16 protein-coding genes are annotated in these 23,813 nt (G+C 66.9%); 13 read left to right on the top strand and 3 right to left on the bottom strand.

Going from position 1 to position 23,813, the window contains the following annotated elements:
• Complete coding sequence (locus ACYVG8_RS06155; RefSeq protein WP_460745187.1) at window positions 1-2,355, bottom strand: TonB-dependent receptor; 2,355 nt, start codon at window positions 2,353-2,355, stop codon at window positions 1-3.
• A 182-nt stretch (window positions 2,356-2,537) separates the two neighbouring features.
• Between ACYVG8_RS06155 and sbcD the strand changes: the two genes are divergently transcribed.
• From sbcD to ACYVG8_RS06130, 5 genes are all read left to right on the top strand, one after another.
• On the top strand, window positions 2,538-3,758 hold the full coding sequence (gene sbcD / locus ACYVG8_RS06150) for an exonuclease subunit SbcD (protein ID WP_460745186.1): 1,221 nt from the start codon (window positions 2,538-2,540) through the stop codon (window positions 3,756-3,758).
• Complete coding sequence (locus ACYVG8_RS06145; protein ID WP_460745185.1) at window positions 3,755-7,177, top strand: AAA family ATPase; 3,423 nt, start codon at window positions 3,755-3,757, stop codon at window positions 7,175-7,177. The genes sbcD and ACYVG8_RS06145 overlap by 4 nt, the downstream gene beginning before the upstream one ends.
• Window positions 7,178-7,422: 245 nt before the next feature.
• The gene (locus ACYVG8_RS06140; protein WP_460745184.1) at window positions 7,423-8,589 is read left to right on the top strand and encodes a hypothetical protein; all 1,167 of its coding nucleotides are present in this window, start codon (window positions 7,423-7,425) and stop codon (window positions 8,587-8,589) included.
• The gene (locus ACYVG8_RS06135; RefSeq protein WP_460745183.1) at window positions 8,580-9,644 is read left to right on the top strand and encodes a hypothetical protein; all 1,065 of its coding nucleotides are present in this window, start codon (window positions 8,580-8,582) and stop codon (window positions 9,642-9,644) included. Before ACYVG8_RS06140 ends, ACYVG8_RS06135 begins: the two co-directional genes overlap by 10 nt.
• A 54-nt stretch (window positions 9,645-9,698) precedes the next feature.
• On the top strand, window positions 9,699-10,337 hold the full coding sequence (locus ACYVG8_RS06130) for a hypothetical protein (RefSeq protein WP_107889625.1): 639 nt from the start codon (window positions 9,699-9,701) through the stop codon (window positions 10,335-10,337).
• A gap of 35 nt (window positions 10,338-10,372) precedes the next feature.
• Here the strand turns inward: ACYVG8_RS06130 and ACYVG8_RS06125 are convergent, their stop codons facing one another.
• The gene (locus tag ACYVG8_RS06125; protein ID WP_460745250.1) at window positions 10,373-10,867 is read right to left on the bottom strand and encodes a hypothetical protein; all 495 of its coding nucleotides are present in this window, start codon (window positions 10,865-10,867) and stop codon (window positions 10,373-10,375) included.
• Between ACYVG8_RS06125 and ACYVG8_RS06120 the strand changes: the two genes are divergently transcribed.
• Window positions 10,769-11,701: a CsgG/HfaB family protein gene (locus ACYVG8_RS06120; protein ID WP_373280392.1), complete on the top strand. Its 933-nt coding sequence runs from the start codon at window positions 10,769-10,771 to the stop codon at window positions 11,699-11,701. The genes ACYVG8_RS06125 and ACYVG8_RS06120 overlap by 99 nt on opposite strands.
• Window positions 11,702-11,968: 267 nt before the next feature.
• On the opposite strand, the gene ACYVG8_RS06115 is transcribed toward ACYVG8_RS06120, so the two are convergent.
• Window positions 11,969-13,333: a tetratricopeptide repeat protein gene (locus tag ACYVG8_RS06115; protein ID WP_460745182.1), complete on the bottom strand. Its 1,365-nt coding sequence runs from the start codon at window positions 13,331-13,333 to the stop codon at window positions 11,969-11,971.
• A 239-nt stretch (window positions 13,334-13,572) separates the two neighbouring features.
• Here ACYVG8_RS06115 and ACYVG8_RS06110 point away from each other — a divergent pair, with 239 nt between their 5' ends.
• From ACYVG8_RS06110 to ACYVG8_RS06080, 7 genes are all read left to right on the top strand, one after another.
• On the top strand, window positions 13,573-13,866 hold the full coding sequence (locus ACYVG8_RS06110) for a hypothetical protein (RefSeq protein ID WP_169735651.1): 294 nt from the start codon (window positions 13,573-13,575) through the stop codon (window positions 13,864-13,866).
• A 161-nt stretch (window positions 13,867-14,027) separates the two neighbouring features.
• Window positions 14,028-17,912 (top strand): Hint domain-containing protein, encoded by a 3,885-nt coding sequence (locus ACYVG8_RS06105; RefSeq protein WP_460745181.1) that lies wholly within the window; start codon window positions 14,028-14,030, stop codon window positions 17,910-17,912.
• Between the two features lie 39 nt (window positions 17,913-17,951).
• Window positions 17,952-18,740, top strand: a complete 789-nt coding sequence (locus tag ACYVG8_RS06100; RefSeq protein WP_028499637.1) for a hypothetical protein — start codon at window positions 17,952-17,954, stop codon at window positions 18,738-18,740.
• A gap of 148 nt (window positions 18,741-18,888) precedes the next feature.
• Entirely contained in the window at window positions 18,889-19,584 is a 696-nt protein-coding gene (locus ACYVG8_RS06095; protein ID WP_107889630.1) for a hypothetical protein, read from the top strand.
• Between the two features lie 182 nt (window positions 19,585-19,766).
• On the top strand, window positions 19,767-21,299 hold the full coding sequence (locus ACYVG8_RS06090; protein ID WP_460745180.1) for a hypothetical protein: 1,533 nt from the start codon (window positions 19,767-19,769) through the stop codon (window positions 21,297-21,299).
• A complete protein-coding gene (locus ACYVG8_RS06085; protein WP_460745179.1) occupies window positions 21,296-22,540 on the top strand; it encodes a TolB-like translocation protein in 1,245 nt (414 codons plus the stop codon). Before ACYVG8_RS06090 ends, ACYVG8_RS06085 begins: the two co-directional genes overlap by 4 nt.
• Window positions 22,537-23,799, top strand: a complete 1,263-nt coding sequence (locus ACYVG8_RS06080; RefSeq protein ID WP_460745178.1) for a hypothetical protein — start codon at window positions 22,537-22,539, stop codon at window positions 23,797-23,799. The genes ACYVG8_RS06085 and ACYVG8_RS06080 overlap by 4 nt, the downstream gene beginning before the upstream one ends.
• Window positions 23,800-23,813 lie beyond the last annotated feature (14 nt).

The following is a 23,813-nucleotide window of genomic DNA, read 5'->3' as shown; positions in this document are numbered from 1 at the left end:
TCAGAAATCGTAGCGCACGGTGGCGCCCAGCGTGCGCGGCGTGCCGACCGACGCGGTGTACGCCCCGTTGGCCGTGGCGGCAACGGCCGGAAAATAGCGCTTGTCGAGCACATTACGTGCCCAGAGTGAGAGGCTCCATAGCGAAGCGCCATGCCCGAGGCGCCAGCCGGTGGCCAGGTCGAGCAGGCCATAGGCCGGGATGCGCGAATAGACCGAACCGTCCAGTGTCCCGTCCTGACCCGAGCGCCATGCATAGGCCGCACTCAGGTAGTGCTGCACATCAGCCGACCAGCGGTACCGGTATTCCCCTGACAGATTGACGATCCAGCGCGGCGCGCCGGCGACCTGGCGGCCGCTCAGGCTGCAGACCGCGTTCGGATACGGGATGTTGACCTCGGCCGGGCATGGGGCATTGTCGTAGCGGCGGTAGCGGGCATCGTTCAGCGACGCGTTCAGCGTCAGCGTCAGTCCGCGCAGCGGCAGTAGCTGCAGGTCCAGCTCGGCACCGCGGGTGCGGACATCACCGGCATTGGTCAGCACCTGCACATAGGCGCCGCTCAGGCTCCTGACCGGTACCAGCGTCGTGGTCTGGTAGCCGTGGACTTCGGCCCAGAACAGATTGGCGTTCAGCAGCACGCGGTGGTCCCACAGCGTGCTTTTCAGGCCGAGGTCGAGATTGTTGACCCGTTCCGGTCCGACCAGCAGCGAGTCCGGGCCCAGCGGTCCCGGCGCCGTGCCGGGGCCGGTCAGATTGACGCCGCCGGACTTCTCGCCGTGCGACAGCGTGATGTAGCCGAGCAGGTCGGGACGCAGCCGGTAGCTGGCGTTCAGCAGCGCGGACGGACTCCACTGCTCCAGCCGCAGGGTGCCGCTGTCGTAGGCACCGAGCAGGCCCGGCTGGTTGCGGATCGGCGCCAGCAGGGCGGAACCGCCGACCGGGCTGTCGCGAGTGACGCGCGCCTCCTTCAGTTCATAGCTGGCGCGCAGGCCGGCGCTCAGGTCGAACCGGTCGTCGACATGCCAGGTGCCCTGGCCGAACAGCGCATAACTGCTGGTGTCCTGCTGGCCGGGGTTTTCGCTTCTCACACTGGCGAGCAGGCCGGTCGGCGCACCCTGCAGGAAAATGTCGGCGGCGGGGCCGAACGACAGCGACAGCCGGTTGCGCAGCCGCTGCTGCATGTAGAACGCACCGACCACATAGTCGAACCGGCCTCCGGCCGGCGAGGCCAGCCGCAGTTCCTGTGACAACTGGCGGTTGCGTACCGTCACCCCGTTGTCGAGCACCTTGACGTTCAGCTCGTCGGTGGCGACCGGGTCGTAGTTCCAGAAGCGGCCGGCAGTGATCGAGGTCAGCCGGAAACCGCTGTCGAACAGCCAGTTGGCCTCGGCCGACAGTCCGCCCTGTTCGACCTCGATGCGCGGTGTTTCATCAATATTGGTCTGATAGCGCGTCGGGTCGCTGACGATGCCGGTGGCGCCGGCCGCGATCGCCCGGCGCAGCGCAAGGCCGGGGCCGAGACTGTAGATGACCTGGGTGCCGGAACTGGATTTCTCCGCGTTGTAGTCGGCAATCAGCCGCAGGCTGAAACTGTCATCGGGGGTGAACAGCATCTGGGCGCGCACGCCGTCACGGTGGCCGCCGTTGAGCCGGTCGCCGTTGTACAGATTGGTGACCGTGCCGGCGTCCTGCGAGCGATAGACCACGATCCGTCCCGCCACCTCATCGGTCAGCGGCCCGGACAGCATGGCGCGGGCCTGGACCCGGCCGTGCTGGCCGGCCGACATCTCCAGACTGCGCTCCGGGGTGAAATCCGGCCGGCGGGTGCTGATGTTCAGTACGCCGGCCGTGGTGTTCTTGCCGAACAGCGTGCCCTGGGGGCCGCGCATCAGCTCGATCTGTTCGATATCGAGCAGATCGAAGACCGCCATGCCCGGGCGGCTCAGGTACACATTGTCCAGATAGAGGCCGGTACTGCCCTCCAGTCCGTCATTGGCCGGGTTGTTGCCCAGCCCGCGTACCGCAATGCTGGTCTGGCGCGGATTGATAAAGGCGACACTGGTGCTGGGCAGGAGCTGCTGGATATCCTCGATCCGGTCGATGCGCCGGGCCTCCAGTGTGGCGCCGTCGACCACGCTGACCGGCGCCGGCACTTCCTGCGCCAGTTCCTCGCGCCGTCGCGCACTCACTGTCAGCGGCGTCAGCGACGGCGTATCGGCACCGGTTGCGGCGTGGCCGGCCGCCGCGGGCGGCGCCGGCTCGGCATGCAGCGGGGAGGACAGCAGGGCGGTCAGGGCCAGCGGCACAAGCGGGTGGCAGCGCGGTGAGGACAAGCGTGCAGGCAATCTGCGTTTCATGCGATTCGTCAATTCTGGTGGGGGTCGGCACGTACCGGTACATGGCATTGGCGATACAGCGGATAATGCCGGCCTGCCGTGGCCGGCGACAGGATATAAGCAATTGATTTTTTGGTCGACGGTCATATTGATTTGTCACGTTTTTGCCGACCTGCCGCGAGACAGTATTTTTTCAGGCTGACATGAAAATTCTTCACACTTCCGACTGGCACCTTGGCCAGCACTTCATGGGCAAGACACGCCAGGCCGAGCATCTGGCTTTTATCGACTGGCTGATTGGCCAGGTCGATGCACAGCAGGTTGATGCCGTCATCGTGGCCGGCGACCTGTTCGATACCGGCGCGCCGCCGAGCTATGCACGCGAGCTGTACAACCACTTTGTGGTCGAATTGTCGACAACCGGCGCGCAGCTGGTGCTGCTGGGCGGGAACCACGATTCGGTGGCGACGCTGAGCGAGAGCCGGACCTTGCTGGCGCGGCTGAACGCGCACGTAATCCCCTGTGCCGGCGGGCTGCCGGAAGCCCAGGTGCTGCTGCTGGCGCAGCGCAATGGCGAGGCGGGGGCGCTGCTGTGCGCGGTGCCGTTCATTCGCCCGCGCGACGTGCTGCAAAGCCAGGCCGGGCAGAGTGCCGAGGACAAGCAGCTGTCGCTGCAGGACGCCATCCGCCGCCACTACCATGCACTGCATGCGCAGGCCTGCCGGCTGCGCGAAGCGCGCGGCGACGCGCTGCCGATCATCGCTACCGGCCACCTGACCACGGTCGGCGCCAGCGCCAGCGAGTCGGTACGGGAAATCTACGTCGGTTCGCTGGATGCCTTCCCGACCAGCGCGTTTCCGCCGGCCGACTACATTGCCCTTGGCCATATCCACCGGCCGCAGAAAGTCGGCGGGCTTGAACATGTCCGCTACAGCGGTTCGCCGATTCCGCTCGGCTTCGACGAGGCCGGGCAGGGCAAGGAAGTGCTGCTGGTCGAACTGGACGGCAGCGGCCTGCGCGCGGTGACGCCGCTGCCGGTGCCGCGCTTCCAGGCCCTGCTCAGCGTGGCCGGTTCGCTGGCCGAACTCGGCGACGCCATTCGCGACGCGGCGACCCACGGCGACGCCGAACGGCCGGTCTGGCTGGAAGTCCGGGTGCGGGAAGATGACTACCTGTCCGATCTGCAGACCCGCATCGACGCGCTGACCGATGGCCTGCCGGTCGAGGTGCTGCGCATCCGTCGCGAACGCGACCGCGCCGCCGTCGCGCTGACTGGCGAAGCCAGCGAAACCCTGGACGAACTGACGCCGGACGACGTGTTCGCCCGCCGGCTGCAGGGCGAAACCCTGAGTGATGAACTGAAAACCCGGCTTGAGCGGCGCTACCGCGAGATCGTCGCCGGCCTGCAGGAGGATGCCGCATGAAGATCCTGACCCTGCGGCTGAAGAACCTGAACTCGCTGAAGGGCGAATGGTTTATCGACTTCAGTGCCGAGCCGTTCCGCGACAACGGCCTGTTCGCCATTACCGGACCGACCGGCGCCGGCAAGACCACACTGCTCGATGCGCTGTGCCTGGCGCTGTATCACAAGACCCCGCGTCTCGACACCGTGTCGGCCGGCAGCAATGAACTGATGACCCGGCATACCGCCGACTGCCTGGCCGAGGTCGAATTCGAGGTCAAGGGTGCCCGCTATCGCGCATTCTGGAGCCAGCGCCGCTCGCGCGACCGCGCCGACGGGGCGCTGCAGTCGCCACGGGTGGAGCTGGCCGATGGCGACGGCACCATCCTGACCACGCATATCAATGACAAGCTCAAGCGGATCGAAGCCATTACCGGACTGGACTTCGGCCGCTTCACCAAGTCGATGCTGCTGGCGCAGGGCGGCTTTGCCGCGTTCCTGAACGCCAGTGCCAACGAACGCGCCGAGCTGCTGGAAGAACTGACCGGTACCGACATCTACGGGCAGATTTCGCAGCGGGTGTTCGAGCGGACCCGTGACGCCCGGCTGGCGCTGGAGCAGCTGCGTGCGCGTGCCGACGGTGTCGACCTGCTCGGTGACGAGGCCCGCGCCGCGCTGCAGGCCGAAACCGCTGCGCTCGGCGAACGTGACACGGCGCTGGCGGCCGAAGCGGCGACGGTGCAGGCGCACTGGCAATGGTGCGCCGACCTGGTCCAGGCCGAACAGGCCCGGGATGCCGCTGCCGCGCGTCGTCAGGCTGCGGAAGCTGCCTGGCGTGACGCCGGCGCCGACCTGGCACGACTGGCGGCAGCCGGGCCGGCCGACGCATTGCGGCCGCTGGCGGCCGCGCTGGCCCAGGCCGAAGCCGCGCGGCAGCGTACCCGCGATGATCTGGCAGCCCTGGCCGGCCAGCGTGAGGACAGCGAACGGCAACGGCTCGACCTGCATGGCCGGGCGCGGTCGCGGGCAGCGCAGCTCGCCGCTGCCGAACGCGAGCGGCTGGAGACCATTACGCAGCAGCGGCAGGCGCTGGAGCAGACGCTGGCCGCCCATCCGCAGCATGCGCGGCTGGGCGAGCAACTGGGCGGCTGGCGCGGTCAGTTCGCCGCGCTGGCCCGGCTGCAGACGGAACACGACCGGCTGCAGACCGCACGGGACGAACTGGCTGCGCGGCAGCAGGCGCTGGCGCAGGACATCGAGCGCCAGCAGGCGCAGTGCGCGCAGGCCGGTCTGGCGCTGACGGCTGCCCGCGATGCCGACGCCCGGGCCGGGGCGCATCGCCTTGCCGTACTGGCCGGCAAGGATGCCGCCATGCTGCGCGCCGACTGGCAGCGGCAGCAACAGGGCGTGCATGCGCTCGAACAGCTGACAGCCACTGCGGCACAGCGGCGCAAGCTGGCCGCGCAGCAACGGCAATGGCAGGAGCAGCAGACGCAACTGCAGCAGGAACACCGGCAGCTCGACGACGAACGCCGCGCACTGCGGCTGGCGTACAAGAATGTGCAGGAGCAGATCACGGACAAGGAAGCGCTGCTGGAGCAGGAACAGCGCATCCAGAGTCTGGAAGCACTGCGTACCGGCCTGCGTCCCGGAGACGCCTGCCCGCTGTGCGGGGCGCATGAACACCCGGCCATTGCCGCCTATCACGCCATCGATCCGTCGCAGACCCGGCTGACCCTGGCGCAGAAGCGCACCGAACTTGAAGCGCTGCGCGAACGCGGGCAGGCGCTGACCGGACGCATCAGCCGGCTGGCGACACAGCTGGAACAGCTGGAGATCCAGCAGGCGCAGGCCGTGCGTGATGCCGATGCACTGGCCGCCGGCTGGCAGGCCGCTGCCGCGGCATGGGAACTGGGCGACGACGACTGGCTGGATGCGGCCGCGCTGCAGGCCCGCAGCCAGCGGCAGCAGGACGCGCTGACTGCCGCCGCCGCCGCCGTCAGCGAACTCGACCGTGCCGAGGCCGCCCTGACCGCCGCGCGCCAGGACTGTCATCGCCAGGCGCAGGCACTGGCCGGCTTGCAGCAGCAGTTGGCACTGTCGCAGCAGGCGCTGGCCGCCGGTGACAAGCAGGATGACGAATTGCGGCAACAACTGGCCGGGTGCCGTCAGGAAGCGGAGGCCCAGCAGGCTGCACTGGCGGAAACGCTGGCCGGCTTCGGCCACGCGCTGCCGGCCGACAGTGCGGCATGGCTGGCCGGTCGCGAGGCCGAATGGGCGCAGTGGCAGCAGGGGCAGGAACGCCTGCAGGCGCTGAAAGACGCACTGTTGCGGCAACAGCCGCTGGCGGAGGCGGCTGCCCGGCAGGCGCAGGACTGGCAGCAGCGCTGGCACGCCCTCGGCATGGGCGAGGCCGTCCCGCTGCCTGAGGTGGCCGATCCGGCTGCCGATCTGGCCCGCTGCGTGGCCGGCATCGACGACGCGCAGCAGACGCTGGCGCAATTGCATGGCCGGCAGCAGCAACTGGATGCCGATCTGATTGCCCACCAGCGGCAGGTCGCCGGTGCCGATACCGGCTGGCGACTGGCGCTGGCAGCCAGCCCGTTCGACGATGCCGCCGCCTTCCGTGCGGCGCTGCTGGACGATGACCAGCGCCAGCGCCTGCAGGACATCAAGTCGCGGCTGGAGCAGGAGCGGCTGGAAGCCGACACCCTGCTGCAGGCCGCGCAGCAGGCGCTCGACGCGCTGAACGCCGCGTCGCCGACAGCACTGACCCGCGAGGCGCTGGAACAGCAACTGGCCACGCTGGCCGAACAGCGCCGCGCCGTCGCGCAGCGGCAGGGGGAGATCCGCGCACTGCTGGCAGCAGATGACGAACGCCGGACCAGCCAGCAGGCGCTGCTGGCGCAGATCGACGCCCAGGCCGACGACGTCGACCTGTGGCAGCGACTGGATGGCCTGATCGGCTCGGCCCGCGGCGACAAGTACCGCAAGTTTGCCCAGGGGCTGACGCTGGACCACCTGGTTCATCTGGCCAACCGGCAACTGTTGCGGCTGCACGGTCGCTACCAGTTGCGGCGCCGGCACGGTGGCGAGCTGGAGCTGGAGATAGTCGATACCTGGCAGGGCGATGTGGCCCGCGATACGCGCACGCTGTCCGGTGGCGAGAGTTTTCTGGTCAGCCTGGCGCTGGCGCTGGCGCTGTCCGATCTGGTCAGCCACAAGACCTCGATCGATTCGCTGTTCCTCGACGAGGGCTTCGGCACGCTGGATGGCGAGACGCTGGAGATCGCGCTGGATGCGCTCGACAGCCTGAATGCGAGCGGCAAGATGATCGGCGTCATCAGCCATGTCGAGGCGATGAAGGAACGCATTCCGGTGCAGATCCGCATCGGCAAGGGCAATGGCGTCGGCGTGTCGACCCTCAGCATCAGCCAGTGAATCCGGGCTGCACCCCCGCCCGCGTCGCAGAGGCTGCGCAGGCGGGGGCCATGCTGGACATCATTCAATTGCGATAAAAATCCGGGCGAAAATCATGACATTCATGTACATTATCGCGCTGGAAAATTAACAATAGCCGTTTCAGCATATTGTCATTGTTGCTGATCTGATGTCACTGACGTCGACCGGCAACAGCCCGGGGTTCCGGACTGCGTGTCCGGTATTGCCACCTGGGTTCCCATTCCGTGATCAAGAAAATCCTGTCGAGTTGCTCGGTCGTGGTCCTGCTCTGTCTGGCCACCACAGCCTCCGCCGCTACTGTCACCTTTGCCGGCATTGCCTATTCCGGCGACAGCAAATCCATTCCGCAGCGCTTTCCGCACAGCCTGAAGCTGGAGAAATCCCGGACGGCTGCCGGCCTGACGCTGAACGCGCAATTGTCGTCGGCGCTGGCCAGCAGCAAGCCGGCGCACTTTGAACTGAACCAGACCGGCCTGACCTCGCTGAAAGGCCAGGACCAGGCCATCGTCGTCGCACTGCTGATCACCGGGGAAACGGTATCGGCGGAACGCTTCGGCTCAGTGGCGAAACTGCTGACCCAGGTTCGCGCCCAGGCGATGTTCTTCGACTTCAAGACCATGTCGGTGCTGCGCGCCTATCCGTTCAGTTTCACCCACCTCGACGTGATCGACCACATGCCGGGCAATGCCGAAATGCAGGCGCGCTTCAGCACGCTGTACTACGGCGACCAGGGCAAGCCTGGCATCCTGAACCGCTTTGTCGACATTGTCGGCGCGGCCACCATTCCCGAGCATGTGCCGCGCTATCTGCAGGTTGGCCAGGTCAAGCTGTCGGACGAGGCGCGCGCCGTGCTGCCCGAGATGCTGACCCGCAACCCTGGCGTCGCCGAGACCTGGCTGGCCGATCTGTTTGCGGAAAACCTGTCGAGCAAGACCGGCGTGCCACTGCTGCCGTACTCGAAGGGTTATGCAATCGGCAACGTGATGTCGATGCGCATCTCCGACGGCGAGGTGTTCATGCTCAAGCTGCCCGAGGCCGATTACACCATCGCGCTGGACGTGCCGCGCTTCCGCAAGATCAAGAGCGGCGAATCCGCCGCCGGCGCCAGCTACATCTATGGCGCCTACGCCCATGTCGACATCCAGGAGCCGGTATCCGGCAAGCATTACCTGAACGCCGATTTCAAGAACGGTGAAGTCAAGCTGGTGCCGGTGACACAGAGCAGCGTCGACGACTTCCCCGCCTACCACGATGCCATCAAGGGGCTGTTTGCCAAGCTTTCCGACAACCTGGCCGGCAACAGGACCGACTGGCTGAGCTCGGCGACCGACACCTCGGGCATCAATAAACAGATCACTTCGACCCAGGAGCTTCTGAAATCATGCAAATGATTCGTTTCTTTCTCGTCAGCCTGATGTTGCTGACCGGAATCCAGGCCATGGCGGCCACGGCGACGGCCAAGGGCCAGGCCACTGTCAAATACGAAAGCTCGCTGTTCGGCCGCAAGGTCACCCCCGAGGTCAAGGCCCGCGCAGTGCTGCAGGCCCAGCTGCGGGCGGTGGAGAAGTACTACGCCGAAGCCGGCGACGCCCAGTCGCAGAACCTGGACGCCATCCGCGACAAGGTGCAGGCCGATCCGGAACGCTATGTGCTGGAAACCGCCATCCTCAGCGAGGAAGACCGTCCGGACATGGGCCAGTACACCGTGACCGTGCGCGCCACGCTGAATGTGTCGCAACTGAACAATGCAGTGAAGGCCGGCTCGGCCGTGGCGCAGAACGGCGGCGGGCAGAAGTCCAAGCTGACCTTCATCTTCGTGTCGCGTCAGACCGATACCGCGCAGAGCTTCGCCAACCGTGAATACGCGACCGCGGAGATCAAGGAACAGGGTCGCGCCACCCGCAATTCGGCCCAGTACCGGGCCTCGGTGGAAACCGGCGGCAGCACCACGCGCAAGGCAACCAGAAAGACCTACGCGATCTTCCCGAGCAACTATCTGAAAAGCGTGTTCAACGGCGTGTTCGCCGGTGCCGGCTACAAGGTGGTCGACGCTGCCTACCTGGAGCCGTACAGCAAGGGCAAGCTGAAGATCAAGGCAGTCGAAACCGACTTCAAGTCCGGCAACGACCTGCAACCGCAGACCGAGCGTGACGTGGCCGCCGGCCTGCAGAACGCCCAGGTGCCGTACATCGCCTACGGCACGCTGGACGTGCGCCTGCCCGATACCGATCCGGCCACCGGCATGTACCGGGTGTCGGTCGCTGCCACCGGCAAGCTGCTGGACGCCAGCGACACCATCCCGGAAACCCGCGCCGAAGTCGGCCCGATCCAGGTCGCAGGCCTCGGCCCGACCGAGGAAGAAGCCCAGGTCAACGCGCTGAAAAAAGCCGCCGACACCGTGGCGCGCGAGCTGCTGAGCCAGATGACCAACGCCGGTCTCCGCTGAAACACCGAGTTCATCAAATAGTTTTACCCGACCTTACTCAGGAGTGATTCGATCATGCGCAAATCCCTTATCGTCCTCGCCGTGGCCACTGCTGCCCTGGCCCCGCTCAGCCACGCCGGCATGTTCGACGCCGTCAAGGGCGCTGCCAGCCTCGGCGGCAGCAGCAACAGCGGTGGCGACCTGATCGGCCAGCAGACCAGGCTGGTCGAGCTGTACGTTGCCGCCAACAAGGAAGTGCTGATGGCCCAGTCGAAGATGGCCCTGGCACTCGGCGCGAAGGATGCCGCCGCCCTGGCCAAGGCCGAAGCCGATGCGCTGACCTCGGGTGCGACCAAGGACAACCTGGCCAAGGCCGACTCGGTGCAGAGCAAGGTCGCCAAGGCGATCAGTGAAGGCCAGCAGGCACAGGGCGTGACCCTGGACGCGCAGGCCAAGAAGACCTACGCCGAAGGCATGGGCTCGCTGGGTCTGGGCCTGCTGAAGTATGCCGGCATGGCCAAGCAGTTCGACGGCTTCAAGTCGGCACTGAGCAGCGCATCGCCGATGGACCTGCCGAAGCTCAGCTCGGGTTCGTACATCATCACCAGCTTCCCGGGCAACAGCAAGAATCTGTACAACACCCTGAACCAGGCTATCAGCTTCGCCAAGAGCAATGACATCCCGGTGCCCAAGGATGCCACCAAGGCACTGTAATCACTGCGAATGACAGGGGAGGCTGAATGAAATTGCTACGCGTGATCGGTGCCAGCAGCCTGATGCTGGGTCTGCTGGCCTGCTCGCCGAAAGAGGAGGCCGCCGACAAGGCGACCGCCTCCCCGTCTGCCCAGGGCAGCGCGGCGCAGCCGATGCCGGATGCCGGCAAGGTGGGCAGTGTGACCACCACCGCCACCGGCCTGGGCGCAAGCCCGGCCGAAGCGGTCGAGGAAGCGCTGAAACTGGCGATCCGCCAGGTCAACGGCGTGTCGATGGACATGAGCTCGGAGCAGGTCAAGGCCGTGCTCAGCGTGGCCAGCGGCAAGGATGCCGAGCAGCTCAGCGCGCACGCGTTCGCCGAGTACGTCAGCCAGCAGTCCGGCGGCGTGGTGACCGGCTTCAGGCTGGTCAAGCTCGAAGAGCCCGGCCTGATGGGCAAGAGCTACAGCGCGCAGATCGAGGCGACCATCGCCAGGTTCACCGCGCCGGCCAGCAGCAACCGCCTGCGCATCGTGGTCGGCCCGGTGCATGTCGACAGCGCGTCGTTCCAGGTAGCCGGCCAGCCGGTGCCGTCGGCCAGGGTCGCGAGTGAAGTCCGTCAGCAGATCCTCAACGCGCTGACCAATACCGGTCGCTTTACCGTGCTCGAACGCGATCTGACCGACGACGTGCAGCAGGAACTGGAAATGATCGGTTCCGGGCAGACGCCGTCGGCGGAGCGCTCGAAGATGAGCCAGGCCATCAGCGCCGATCTGGTCTGGACCGGTCAGCTGAACGCGTTCTCCTATGGCAAGGACTCGGGCAACTGGGCCCTGTCGCAGCGGGTGATCAACGTCGCCAGCCGTCAGGTGCAGCTGTCCAGCATGCTGAAGGGCGATGTCGGCCGGCTGAACGCCAGCGGCGCCGATCCGGTTCGCCAGAGCATGGAAAGCCAGATGGTCGAACGGGTGGTCAGCGCGATCCTGGTGCGGACCTTCCCGATTACCGTCGCTTCGCGCGAAGGCAACCGGGTAATCCTCAGCCAGGGCGGCCAGTCGGTGCGCGAAGGCGCCCGCTATGCGCTGGTCTCGCTGGGTCAGGAGATCAAGGACCCGCAGACCGGGCAATCGCTGGGCCGGACCGAGTATGACTGCTGCGAAGTGGTGATCGACAAGGTCACACCGACCATGTCGCAGGGCCATCTGGAAAACGTGCGCATGCCGCTGGAACAGATCCCGCCCGGCGGGCTGCAACTGCGTGACCTGGCACCGGAACCGAAGGCAGCCGCTGCCGCCGGGACCGGTAACGGCACGGAGAAGAAAGCCGTCGCGAAGAAGCCGCACAAGGCCGAAAACGTGTTTGCCGGCGACAAGGACAAGTGGTGATCCGCCAGCCGGATGGACTTGCAGAACAGGAAAGAGCGCTTCGGCGCTCCCGGACTGCTGATAAAGGTGGGCACCGACGTTAACCGTGGCGTCGGTGCACGCCCGACTGACAGGATCGGTCGTGAACACGGCAGTCTGCCTGATTGAGTCCTGCCCCTTCCGTCCCCGCCGCCGCGGGGAAACCTCGCTTCGCTCGTCCGTTCTTCGCGGACGGGGTTTGTGGACAGTCTGAAAAGAGCGCTTCGGCGCTCTTTTTCCATTCAACGCTCAACCCGCCACCCACTCCCGCAGCGCCTGCCCGACCCTTGCCATCACCGGTTCCCAGCCGCCCCCTGGCGGCTGGCGGAACAGGCGCAGGGTCGGGTACCACGGCGTGTCCGTGCGTTCGGTCAGCCAGCGCCAGTCGGTGCGGTAGTCCGGCAACAGCAGCCAGCACGGTTTGCCCAGCGCGCCGGCCAGGTGGGCGACGGCGGTGTCGACGCTGATCACCAGGTCCAGCGCCGACACCACGGCTGCGGTTTCGGCAAAGTCCTGCAGCTCGCCGCCAAGCGGCAGCAGCGGCAGCGGGGCGCCGGCGATCTCGTCTTCGCCACGGCCTTTCTGCAGGCTGACAAACTGGATGCCGGGCACAGAGGCCAGCGGCGCCAGCAGGGCGACGGACGGCAGCGAGCGGTCGGCGTCGTTCTCGAAGCCCGGGCTGCCTTTCCACACCAGACCGACGCGGCGTGCGGTGGTCGACAGCCGCCGTGACCAGACTTCGATGCGGGCCGGATCGGCAACCAGATATGGAATGCGGGCCGGGATGCTGTCCAGGTCGGTCCGGCAATGCCGTGGCAGGCTGAGCGGCGGCGACCAGTAGTCCCAGCCGTTGCTCGGCAGCTCACCGGTGATGGAAAACACCGCGTCGACGTCCTGCAGGCTGCGGAACAGGGTGGTCAGGCCGGGGTGGCAGATGATGGCGATGCGGCTGGCGCCCCGGGATTTCAGCACCGCTGCGTAGCGGCAGAGCTGGATCATGTCGCCGTGGCCGGCCTCGATGGTGATGACCAGTGACTTGCCGGTCAGTGCTTCGCCGCGCCAGCGCGGGAAGGTGAAATGCCGGTTCAGGTACTCGTACCAGTTGCGTGCCTCCAGGCAGCGCCAGCCCTCGTCGAAACGGCCCTGGCGCAGCAGAATGTAGCTGAGGTTGAAGCGCGCCTTGTCATAGCCGTCATCCAGCGCCAGTGCGATGCGATAGCACTGCTCGGCCTCGTCTTCCCGCTTCATGCAGGCCAGCAGCACGCCCAGATTCGACCATGCCGCCGGTTCGCCCGGTGCGATCTGCAGCGCCTGCCGGCCGATGGCTTCCGCCTCGGCAAAGCGCTTGCCGTCCAGCAGCAGGCTGCCCAGGTTCAGCGCGATCTGCAGGCAGTCGGGGCTGAGGGCGAGGGCGCGCCGGTAACGGGCTTCGGCCGCTGCCGTATCGCCGGCCCGCTCGTGCAGGTAGGCCAGGTTCGCATGCGCCTCGGCCAGCCCGGGGTCCTGCGCCAGCGCCAGCAGAAAGCTGCGCTCGGCCCCGGCATCGTCGCCTGCCTCCATCTGCTGGTTGCCGGTGTGGAACAGCGTTTCGGCCTGCTGGCGTGCGGTGGTCATGGCAAGGGGCGGGGATGGGAACGGCCCGTATCGTAGCAGGGTGGCGGGGGGCTGGCGGTTCTCCCGTTGCCGGTGGAATAAAAAAAGCAAACAAAAGATTGCTAAGTGAATAGTGGCTGCTATGAATATATGACAATTGATCTTTTCATCGTGTTTCATGCCGTGCACAGGTTGTTATCCTGCGACCGGTCAACCCTTGCCCCCGGAGAGCAGTGATGAGTATTCAGGCGAATGTGAACGTGAAATTCCAACTCGGGACGGACAGCTATGCGGTGGACCTGAAACTGCCGTCCAGCACGCCGACTGCCACCGCACCCTTCCTGTTCAATGTCGATTCGCTGAAACCGGATGGCACGGTGCTGGACAACCTGCTGGCGGTGGCCGTCGGCAGTTCGGCGGAAATCTATGTGGCGGTGGCGCCGCCGAAGTCGCTGCTGACCGAGGTGGCCGGCGATGTGGTGCAGCAACTGAACGTGGTGGTGTCGGAAGGCACATACGATCCGAAGAGCCAGACTTTCAAGACCACACCCTGAGCGTCCGCTGCCGGTCCGGCGCCCGGACCGGGCCGCCCGGGCGTCTTGCCGGACGAGCGCCGGTGGTGGCCTCCGCTGCGACGGGGGCCGCCGGGATGGAATTCGAGCCGGCTGCCTGCCATTTACCGTGACTGCCCTCCCTATCCGATGCCATTTCGCAGATGAAATTCCAGATCGCGGCCAGATTCGACGGGTGCACCCTGTTCGATGGCAAGCTGAACAGCACGATGCAGTGCCGGCTGGACCTGGCGGGTGAGTATTACCTGATTTACATCGACATGCCGGCCACCCGGGACCGGGTCGATGGCGACAATCTGGACGTCTTCAAACTGCTGAATCAGGCGTTCGGCACCGGCTTGCCGGAGAACGCGCTGTATGTGCAGGATGCCGGCTTCTTCACCTTTTCTCACCGTGGCACAACGCCGGGTGACAAGACCCTGCTGGACGTCTTTCCGCAGAGCATGCTGCCGGCCAGCGTGGCTGCCGTGTCCGGCCCGGTGGTCGATACCAGCAGCTTCTGGCTGACGATCCGGCTCAAGGGCAATGACCTGTTCAACAGCCTGATCGAGGTCGGCTACCGGGAAGGCGACACGCCGCAGGCCGACATTTCGCTGTCCGGCACCCTGAGCCATACCCTGAGCGCCGGCGAGGCGCTGCGGCAGACGATCTATACCGCGATCCTGCCCGATATCCGGCTGCTGGGCCTGTTTGCGTTCCGGCAGCTGAAACTGCAGTACCGTTTCGCCACCGACGCCGAATATGCCATCAGCGGCAAGCTGGAACTGGCGCTGTTTGGGCAGGCCTATGGCTTCGACGGCATGGTGGTTTCCAACGCCAGGACACTGAAGGCCTGCCTGAGCGCGAGCGATCCCGGCCACGAGATCGACAAGCCGTTCTATGGCGCCATGCTCGGGGTCACATTCCGCAAGCTGATTTTCGGCGTGTTCTATACCTTCTCCGACAGCAAGGCCAGGCCGCCGGTGAAGGCGACCGGGTTGTACCGGGTCCAGGGCAGCATCGACTATGCCAACCTGAAGCTGAGCGGGCAGATCTATCTGCAGGACACCACGCCGTTGCTGGCGGCCGTCTCGGTCGACCAGGACCTGTCCATTCGCGACCTGTTTCATGCCTCGATCCCGCACTTTCACTGGCCGGACGATCTGATCGACATCACCTTTCTTGATGGCAGTTGTCTGTATTACCAGGACGAGAACAGCGGTCCGATGCCGCTCGACGTCAGCGGCTTCAACTGCCCGGTCGCGGGGCAGCTGCCGGTGGCCGTGCCGACGCAGAAGATCACCTATCTGCCCGGCTTCCATATCCATTCGGTGTTCGACATCACCCTGCTGTCCACGCTGCGGATCATCGGCGACGTGCGGATCGCCAGCAAGGGCGTCAGTGCGACGATACAGCTGGCCGATCCGATCCGGATCTACATCCTGCAGATAACCGGTGGCAAGCAAGGCGGCGGGCCGGTGTTCTCGTTCGATACCGTCGACGGCAGCGAAATGGGTTTTGGCTGCAGCCTGCTGTTCTTCCAGGAAGATTTCGGCATCGACGTCAAGGTCAGGGGGCGCAAGAGCCAGGGCAGCGAGCTGAAGATCGATGGCACGCTGTCGTCTGCGCAGACCTTTCCGCCGATGTTCACCACACCGCCGACACTGGGCTTTTCCTACAGCAGGAAGGATGGCTTCAAGGTCGACAACTGGCCGGCATTCGACTTTGTCAGCGAGGCGATCGACTTTATCGAAGAGATGAAGCAAATCGCCAACCGCAACCGTTCCGCCTGCGGGGCGCTGGCCGATTTCGTCAACAAGGAACTGCTGGCGTCGACCTTCAGGATCTCGCCGTCATTCTCGACCCGCAGCGACGGGCTGTATCTGGTGCTGAACGGCACGTATCGGCTGACCGCCGCCGGGGTCGAATTTGCCCACCTTGAATTTCCCGAAGCCGTGGCCTTTCCGCTGCCGGACTCGCTGTCGATGCAGGCGCTGCCGGCGGCCATCACCGATGCGCTGGCCGGCGCCGCCGAGTCATTCGTTACCGGGCTGATGAACAACAGCGAGGCGGTGGCTACCTTTCTGGCGCTGATGGCCGGCAAGCAGGCTGCGCAATATGCACTGAGTCTGGTGTGCAAGGGCCTGGCCGACGGGGCAGTCAGCGCGGCCACCGAGGCCGGCGCCACCGCGCTGGCAGCGGCGGGAGGCGTGATCTCGGCGCTGTCGATCGCTGCCGTTGGCGGTGCGGTATCCCACAGCACCAGCAAGTCGTGCTTTATCGCCGGCACCCTGGTGACGCTGGCCGATGGTGTCCAGTGCCCGATCGAATCGGTCTGCCCGGGCGATGTGCTGCTTGGCGCCGACGGTGCGCACAACCGGGTGCTGGGTCTCGACTCGCCACGGCTTGGCTCGCGCCATCTGTATGCGCTGAACCGGGGACGCCACTTCGTCACCGCCGAGCATCCGTTCATGACCCGTGCCGGCTGGTGCGCGCTCGATCCGCTGGCTACCCGGCGAGAAATCCCGGGTCTGGCCGTGGGGCTGCTGCAGGCAGGCGATCTGCTGTGCCGGCAGGACGGCAGCGTCACCGAACTGCGGACGCTGACGGCGACCCGGGCCGACGCCCGGCTGCAGCTGTACAACTTTGTGCTCGACGGCAATCACAGTTATTACGCCGACGGCTATCTGGTTCACAACAAGGACCCGCAGCCGCCGCCGACACCGGGCCAGAACCCGAAGCCGCCGGCAGGACTGAGCGCCAGTTACCTCAATGGCGTCGTGCAGGCGAGCTGGAGCAGTGCGCCGAATGCCAGTGGCTACCGGGTGCAGTGGCGGGACCCGGCCGGCAAGGTGCTGGGCGATGTGTCGCTGAGCTTCATGCAGACTTCGGCCTCGTTCCCGGTCGGGGCAGAGGCGGTGGCCGGCAACTACAGCATGGCAGTCATGGCCTGCCTCGGTGACTTCACCAGCGATGCCAGCCTGGTGTCGATGCCGAAGCTGCAGACCCCGTTGCTGCGCGCCGGTCTGGTCACGCCGACCGGTGGCACGATCGGACCGAACGTCACACTGCTGCTGCAGTGGGATGACGTGGCCGGTGCCACCGACTATCTGCTCCACTTGTCCCGCAACGGCGAGCGCCTGCCGCCGGAACCGGTCAAGGCACCGGCGCTGGCCCTGCCGTGGCGCTTCGATGCCGATCAGCCGGCCGGCGACTATGCGTTCTCGCTGGGCGCCAGTGCCGGTTCTGCCGCCATCCCCGGTGATGACAGCCCGGTCCAGGTCTGGACCCGGCTCGGCACCCCCGGGCAAGTCCGGGCCAGCAGCAGCGGGACGACGGTCACCGCGCGCTGGACGGGCGTGGCCGGCGTGCAGCGCTATCTGCTGACCCTGCTCGACCCTGTCGGCAAACCGGTTTGCCAGCAGGTCGACGCCAGCGGCACATCGCAGGCCGAGTTGCAGCTGCCGCCACCGGTCAGCTTCGGCACCTATACGCTGTTCGTTGCCTGCCTGCCGGACAGTGCCGCCAGCCGGCAAGTGCCGGGGATCTGGAGTGCAGCCGTACTGGTGACGGTACAGGCAACGCTGGCGCAACTGGCCGCCCAGTCCTTCAGTGAACACCTGGATGGCGCGGCCTGCGGGCGACGGCTGATCGCGGCCAGGCCGGATACCGACAGCACGGCCATGGCCATCGCCATGCAGCAGGCCGGCTATGTGTCGGCCGACACCGCCGCCGGGCTGAAGGCTGCCTGGCCGGGCATTTCCGCCACGGCGCTGACTGCAGCGCTGATCGCCGCCTATGGCGCACCACCGGTGCCGACGCTGAATCAGCTGGCTGCCGAGGCATTCAGCGGGCACCTGGATGGCGCAGCCTGCGGACGGCGGCTGATCGCGGCGTTCCCGGACACCGGCAGCACGGCCATGGCCATCGCCATGCAGCAGGCCGGTTATCCGCCGGATGCAACCGGGCAGGGGCTGAAAGCCGCCTTTCCGTCGCTGTCCGCACCGGCACTGCTCGCCGCACTGGTGAGTGCCTATGGCAAGGCCTGACCCGTCCCCGACTCTTTTCCCTCCCACCAAGGAATCATCATGGCAAATCCCCTTGACCCGTCGCTGATCGCCGCCCTGCAGACCCAGAAGCAGCAGGGCGCCACACCACAGCAGGCCGTGCTCAACCTCGAACTGGCCTGCGCCGGCCATGCTGCCGGAGTGATCAATCCGCGCACGATTGGCGCGGAGGTACTGACCCTGGCCCTGCGCGAGGTCTATGGCGAGGAACTGACCGCCCTGGCCGCCGCCATCATCCTGCACAACCTCGGCTATCCGGTCGATGACATCGCCGTGGCGCTGAAGGTCAATTACTCCGGGCTGAGCGCGCTGGATCTCGGCGGCATCCTGCTGAATCCGAATGTCTATCCGCAGACCGGCCGTCCGGAACTGAGCCACGCCCTGACCGGCGCCGGCTTCTCGCCCGACGAGACCCTGCTGGCCGCGAATATCCTCTATCCGGTGCAGGTGACCGTGCTGGCGACCCAGCCATGGCAGAGCACCGGCGTGCAGGTCACCGGAACGCAGACGACCTCGATCAACTATGTCAGCGGCAACTGGTATGCCAGCCCGGGAACCGGCAATTGCACCGGCACCGGCGATCCGCGACTGATCGCCAAGCCCGGCTACACACTGCCCGGTGCGCCCGAGGGTGCGCTGGTCGGTCGCATCGGCGGCCGGGTATTCCTGGTCGGCAACGCGGCCAGTGCTCCGCAGGGCGCTGCCGGCCTGCTTGAACTGTGCATCAACGATGACCTCGATGGCCGCTATGGCATGGGCCTGAAGGACAACCGCGGCAGCCTGCTGATCAAGATCAGCACCAGCGCCTGATGCCGGAGACGGGACCGCCCGGTGCCATCGCCCCATGCCTCGGGGTGGGCACGGGCGGTCACCGTGACATTCCGGCTGCAGATCTGGCTCTGCCGTTCGGGGAGGACGTACCATGCGGGGAAATTGACCGGATCAGGAAAATGGCATCATGAAAAAAATGGCACTGATGGCTGCACTGCTCTGTAGCGGCTGGCTGTTGCAGGCCCAGGCCGCCGGGCCGGGCAAGGCGGGCAAGGCGGACAAGGCGCTGGCAGGGCACTACTACCTGCAGGGTGTGCGCGAGATGGGATCGGAACTGCTGCTGAAGGCCGATGGCCGTTTCGAGTGGGCCATCAGCTATGGCGCGATGGACCAGTACGCAAAAGGCAGCTGGCGGGTGAATGCGGGCAAGGTGGTTCTGCAGACCGCCAGCACCGACAAGGACCCGGTGTTCCGGCCGTTCCGCGATGAGGAAATGCGGGTACGCAAACCGGCAGAGGACGGCTACTGGGTCGCCATCGTCGGCATGCCGGGCGTCGGGCCGATGCGCGGGGTGGAAGTGACGTTCGAGAGTGCATCCGGCAAGACGGCGACCGCCGTCAGCGACCGCGCCGGCGATGCCATGGTGGAAATGCCGGCCAGTGAAACCTGGGCCCGCGCCGGCCTGCGCCGCGAGGGCAGCAAGGCGCCGCTGCAGTGGTTCGACCTTGCCCCGGATCGTGCCGGGCAGCGCCTGAGCGCCTTTGCCGTGGACGATATCGACTATGTGCGCGAGCAGCCGTTCCAGCGCCTGACGCTGACGGTCAAGGGTGACAAACTGGTCATGGAAGAGGGCGGCGGCGGGCTGGTCTACCAGCGTCAGTGATCCGTCCGGTTTCTGCCAGGACTGCCCCCGCAGGCATAAATGGATTCCTGTGGGGGTTTTTTATGTGTTTTGAATTAAATATTCGTATATAAAAGCTTTGCGCATAGCATTATCCCTTTGGCTTGCTCATTCATTTTATCCACGGTTACCATTTGTTTTTCCAAGCCAAATCCGGACCTCGCATGCTGAGACAGACACTCCTCGCTGCCGCACTGTTTGCGGCCCTGCCCGCCGCCCATGCCGCAGAAGTCAAAAAAACGGTCGGTGCCGTGCAACTGATCGAAAACCGGCTGCTGGAGCGAGTGTCCGCCGATGGCAGTGTCCTGCTGGTCCGCAAGAGCGGCGCCGGGCTGGAAGAGGCCGATGGCGTCGTGCTCAACGAACTGCGGCTGCGCCTGTCGGAAACCGATCTCTGGAATCTGCAACCGGCACAGGGGCTGGCGCTGGATGGCGCAGCAGGCGAAACACCGGTGCCGCTGCCGGACGGTGCGTATTTCACGGCGACGACGACACGGATGTCGGCGGATGGCAAATTTGTCGCCTTTGGCGCCGGTGCCAATGGCAGCCTGGATGCCTGGCGCTGGCAGGCGGGGGGCACCCTGCAGCGGCTGGTGCCGGAAGGCCGGGCATGGCGCTCCGGCGTGGCCGATATCAGCCGCGATGGTCGCACCGTGCTGGGCTGGCTGCTGCCGGATCGGCAGTCGGTGCCGCGCACCTTTCTGTGGACCGAGGACGGTGGATTTTCGCTGCTGCCGGACGACATGAACCTGCCGTTTGCCCTCAGTGCCGACGGCCAGCGCGTGTTCGGCACCCGTTTCCGGGGCAACTTCCGGCAACTGCTGCAGCGCGGTGCCCGGGAACTGTTCGAGCAGCAGATGCCGTTCGACAATACCGAGGGCGCCGGGGACTGGGACATCGTCGGTGTCAGCGCCGATGGCCAGCGTCTGGCCGGTCATGTCGAAATCAAGGGGACGTCGCGCTGGCAGGGATTCCTGTGGGATGAGCAGACCGGCTTCGTCGAACAGGCCGACCCGCCGATGCTGGAGCGGCAGCCCGGTGGCGAAAAGCCGGACTTCGACGACTTTGCCCGCCGCATCCGGGCGGCAAGCGGGATGACCGATGCCGACCGTTTCACCTTCCTGCAGACCGATGCGGTCAGCTGGCAGCCGGGCAAGGGGCTGGACGTGATCGAGGCCGGCGGTGTGCCGGCCGGGATGTCGGCCCGGGGCGATACGCTGTTCGCGTACCAGACCGGTAGCTGGCCGCCCCGGCTGTGGCAGATCGACGCCGGCGGCAGGACGGACCTGGGCGGGAAACTGAATGTGCGGAACAGCTATCTGAGGCTGTTGTCGGTCTCCGACGACGGCAGCCGGGTCTGGCTGCGCGGTGATGACTATGAAGCCATGTCGTCCGGTACCTACTTCTTCCGCGACGGCAAACGGGTGCCGCTGGGCAAGGTCCAGGCGGCCATCTCGCCGGTCAGTGTCAGCGCGGACGGGCGTACCCTGGCCGGCATCGGCGCCACTGAAACGAGGCCGCAGCGCTACCCGGCCATGGTCTGGTCCGAAGCGACCGGCCGCGACACGGCCTACCACTGCCCGGGCGACAGCATGGGCAGCGGAACGCTGGTGCTGTCCGGCGACGGCAAGGTGCTGGCCACCGGTCAGTCCGGTACCAAACGCAGCGTCATCTGCCTGCGCCGCATCGCGCCGTGAGGCGCTGGCTGACGGGCATGGCCCTGGTGCTGCTGGCGCCGGCCATGCTGGCCGCCGCCGCCGCCGCACCACAGCTTGTCGTCGACGGGCAGGTGCTGCTCGCACAGTCGGCCGATGGTCGCGTCAGGCTGGTCCATCGTGCCGGAGACCGGGCTGCGGTGAGTGTGCCGGCGCTGACGCGGGCCCTGGCGCCGTATCACCGGGCGGGGCGGGAACCGCTGGTCCGGGTGCCGGCGCTGGCCTGGGAACAGGAGCGGCGCGTCACCCCGCTGGACGGTTTTGACTACCTGCTTGCCGGCAGTGCCCGCCTGTCGGCCGATGGTGGCACGCTGGCCGTTGGTGCCGGCCGGGAAGGCGCGCTGGACGCGTGGCTGATCCGCCGCGGGCAAGCGCCCGAACGCATGCTGCCGACCGCCATGGCGCGTTACTCGTCGGTGACCGATATCAGCGCCGATGGCCGGACCGTCGTCGGCTGGCTGCTTGACCGGCAGTCCGTCGCGAGGGGCTTTCTGTGGCGGGAGCGGCGCGGTGTGCGTCTGCTGCCCGGCCCCCTGCTGTTGCCGCTGGCGGTATCCGCCGATGGCACCGGGCTGCTGGCCAGCAGTGATCGGGAGGATCGCGACAGTCTGCGCCGCAAAGCGCTGTCGGCCGTGCTTGACCCCGATGCCGCGCTGCTGCCCGGCGACCCGGGGGTCAGTTTCTGGCGGATCGGCGAGTCGCCGACGCAGCTGGCGTCGGAAGGCCGGGCGCTGGCGTATGCCCGCCTGCAGGGAGCGGTGTTGTGGCGCACCCGCGAACCGGGCCGGCTGACGGTGCGGCTCGGGCATGAAAGTCAGACATTCGAGGCTGATGCGCTGGCCGCCGGCCAGGTGGACCGGGTGTCGGGCGGCACGATGGCAGCCAATGGCCGCGCCCTGCTGCTGCAGGGCCGTCAGCACAGTGTGCTGCTGACGCCGATGCAGAAACTGCCACTGCCAGCCGGACTGCAGGCCGACAGCGTGACTTTCTCCAGCGACGGTCGCCAGGTCGCCGCCCTGTTCCGGGCCAGTGATCGTCCCGGAGAGCGGGCCCTGCGCGCCTGGTGGCGGGACCTGGCCCAGGACGACAGCCGCCGCCTGCGCTGTGCCGGCGATCCGGCAGCCGGACGGCTGTTCCTGTCCGCCGATGGCTACCGTCTGACGCTGGCCGGTCAGGCGGGGGGCTATTGTGTTTTTGATCTTGCTCCGGAAGTCCAGCCATGACCCTGCGTCTCTTTCTGGCCCGTTCCTGGCCACTGTGGTTGCTGGCCGGCTGTGCCAGCATGTCCTCCGCGCCGCAGGCGCCGGCCGAGTTTTGCGCGCCGGCCAGACCGGAGCGTGCCGCCGTGCCGCCGCTGCCACTGGTACTGACCGCGATGTCGGCCGACGGCAGCACGCTGGCCGGTTACGCGCGGGTGACGGACGGTCGCCGTGCATTCACCTGGTCCGATGGCGACGGCTGGCGCTGGCTGGATCGCCAGTATGGCCATGTGCTGGCCCTGTCGGCCGATGGCCGGGTGGCGGTCGGCGGCTACCGGCAGACTGCCGCCTGCGTCGGGCCTGCCATCTGGGTGGATGGCGTGCGCGTTGCGCTGGAACTGCCGGCCGGCACCTGCATGGGCGAGGCGGTGGCGGTGTCCGACGATGGCAGTGTAGTTGCCGGCAGTCTGGCACCGAATGACCAGTATCCGCGGGCCTTTGTCGCCCGGCGTACCGGGCGCGGCTACTCGTTCCGCCTGCTGTCGTCGCCACCGGGGTACGCCGCCGCCAGCGCGGTATCGGCCGACGGTCGCGTGGTGGCCGGGCAGGCGGCGGACAGTGGCGGCTGGCAGCAGGCTTTCGTGCTGCGCAACGGCACGCTGACCCTGCTGGGGCCGCGTGCGCGCTACGCCCGCGCCGAAGCGCTGTCGGCCGATGGCGGCCTGGTGGCCGGCCAGGGCCGCAGTGACGGCGATGGCAGCTACTTCAGCTTTGTCGCGCCGGCCGGTCGTGACATGCGTCGCAACGACTGGCTCGAGCCGCTGCGGGCGGCCGTGCCGGACCCGGAGGTCAAAATCGGCATGGAGGCCCTGTCGCGCGACGGCAGCCGCTATACCGTCAGCCTGAAGGACAGCACCGGTGCGCCGCGCAGTGTGGTGGTCTCGCCGGAGCTGACCGAGTGGGTGAACGGGCTGGACGACGGCAGCCGTGTCCGCCTGTATGCGCTGAGTGAGGATGGCCGCATCGGCGTCGGCGCCACCCTGCCTGACGGGGCGGCGGCATCCGACGCCACCCGGGCCGTGGTCTGGGCCAATCATGGCAGCCAGCCGCTGTCCGCCGTGTATGCCGTACCGGCCGGCCAGCAACCGGCCAGCGCCCGCTACCTGTCGCGCCGGGGGGCGACCGTGGCCGGATGGCTGGCTGACGGCAGGATCTACCGGGCCAGCAATCTGCCGGGCTGCCCGGCGTGGCAGGTGCTGGGCGCGGCGTGGGCGGAGCAGTAAGCCCGCCCGCAGCA

This window comes from Microvirgula curvata (assembly GCF_054781615.1).
The sequence above is the reverse complement of the archived record's forward strand: the minus strand, read 5'-3'. Positions and strand labels throughout refer to the sequence as shown.

What these genes read in the sequence shown, in the direction of transcription:
- ACYVG8_RS06155 (WP_460745187.1), bottom strand. Translation starts at nt 2,355, where the DNA reads ATGAAACGCAGATTGCCTGCACGCTTGTCCTCACCGCGCTGCCACCCG.
- ACYVG8_RS06105 (WP_460745181.1), top strand. Translation starts at nt 14,028, where the DNA reads ATGAAATTCCAGATCGCGGCCAGATTCGACGGGTGCACCCTGTTCGAT.
- ACYVG8_RS06115 (WP_460745182.1), bottom strand. Translation starts at nt 13,333, where the DNA reads ATGACCACCGCACGCCAGCAGGCCGAAACGCTGTTCCACACCGGCAAC.
- ACYVG8_RS06080 (WP_460745178.1), top strand. Translation starts at nt 22,537, where the DNA reads ATGACCCTGCGTCTCTTTCTGGCCCGTTCCTGGCCACTGTGGTTGCTG.
- ACYVG8_RS06095 (WP_107889630.1), top strand. Translation starts at nt 18,889, where the DNA reads ATGAAAAAAATGGCACTGATGGCTGCACTGCTCTGTAGCGGCTGGCTG.
- ACYVG8_RS06130 (WP_107889625.1), top strand. Translation starts at nt 9,699, where the DNA reads ATGCGCAAATCCCTTATCGTCCTCGCCGTGGCCACTGCTGCCCTGGCC.
- ACYVG8_RS06090 (WP_460745180.1), top strand. Translation starts at nt 19,767, where the DNA reads ATGCTGAGACAGACACTCCTCGCTGCCGCACTGTTTGCGGCCCTGCCC.
- ACYVG8_RS06135 (WP_460745183.1), top strand. Translation starts at nt 8,580, where the DNA reads ATGCAAATGATTCGTTTCTTTCTCGTCAGCCTGATGTTGCTGACCGGA.
- sbcD (WP_460745186.1), top strand. Translation starts at nt 2,538, where the DNA reads ATGAAAATTCTTCACACTTCCGACTGGCACCTTGGCCAGCACTTCATG.
- ACYVG8_RS06145 (WP_460745185.1), top strand. Translation starts at nt 3,755, where the DNA reads ATGAAGATCCTGACCCTGCGGCTGAAGAACCTGAACTCGCTGAAGGGC.
- ACYVG8_RS06120 (WP_373280392.1), top strand. Translation starts at nt 10,769, where the DNA reads ATGGGCAAGAGCTACAGCGCGCAGATCGAGGCGACCATCGCCAGGTTC.
- ACYVG8_RS06100 (WP_028499637.1), top strand. Translation starts at nt 17,952, where the DNA reads ATGGCAAATCCCCTTGACCCGTCGCTGATCGCCGCCCTGCAGACCCAG.
- ACYVG8_RS06125 (WP_460745250.1), bottom strand. Translation starts at nt 10,867, where the DNA reads ATGCACCGGGCCGACCACGATGCGCAGGCGGTTGCTGCTGGCCGGCGC.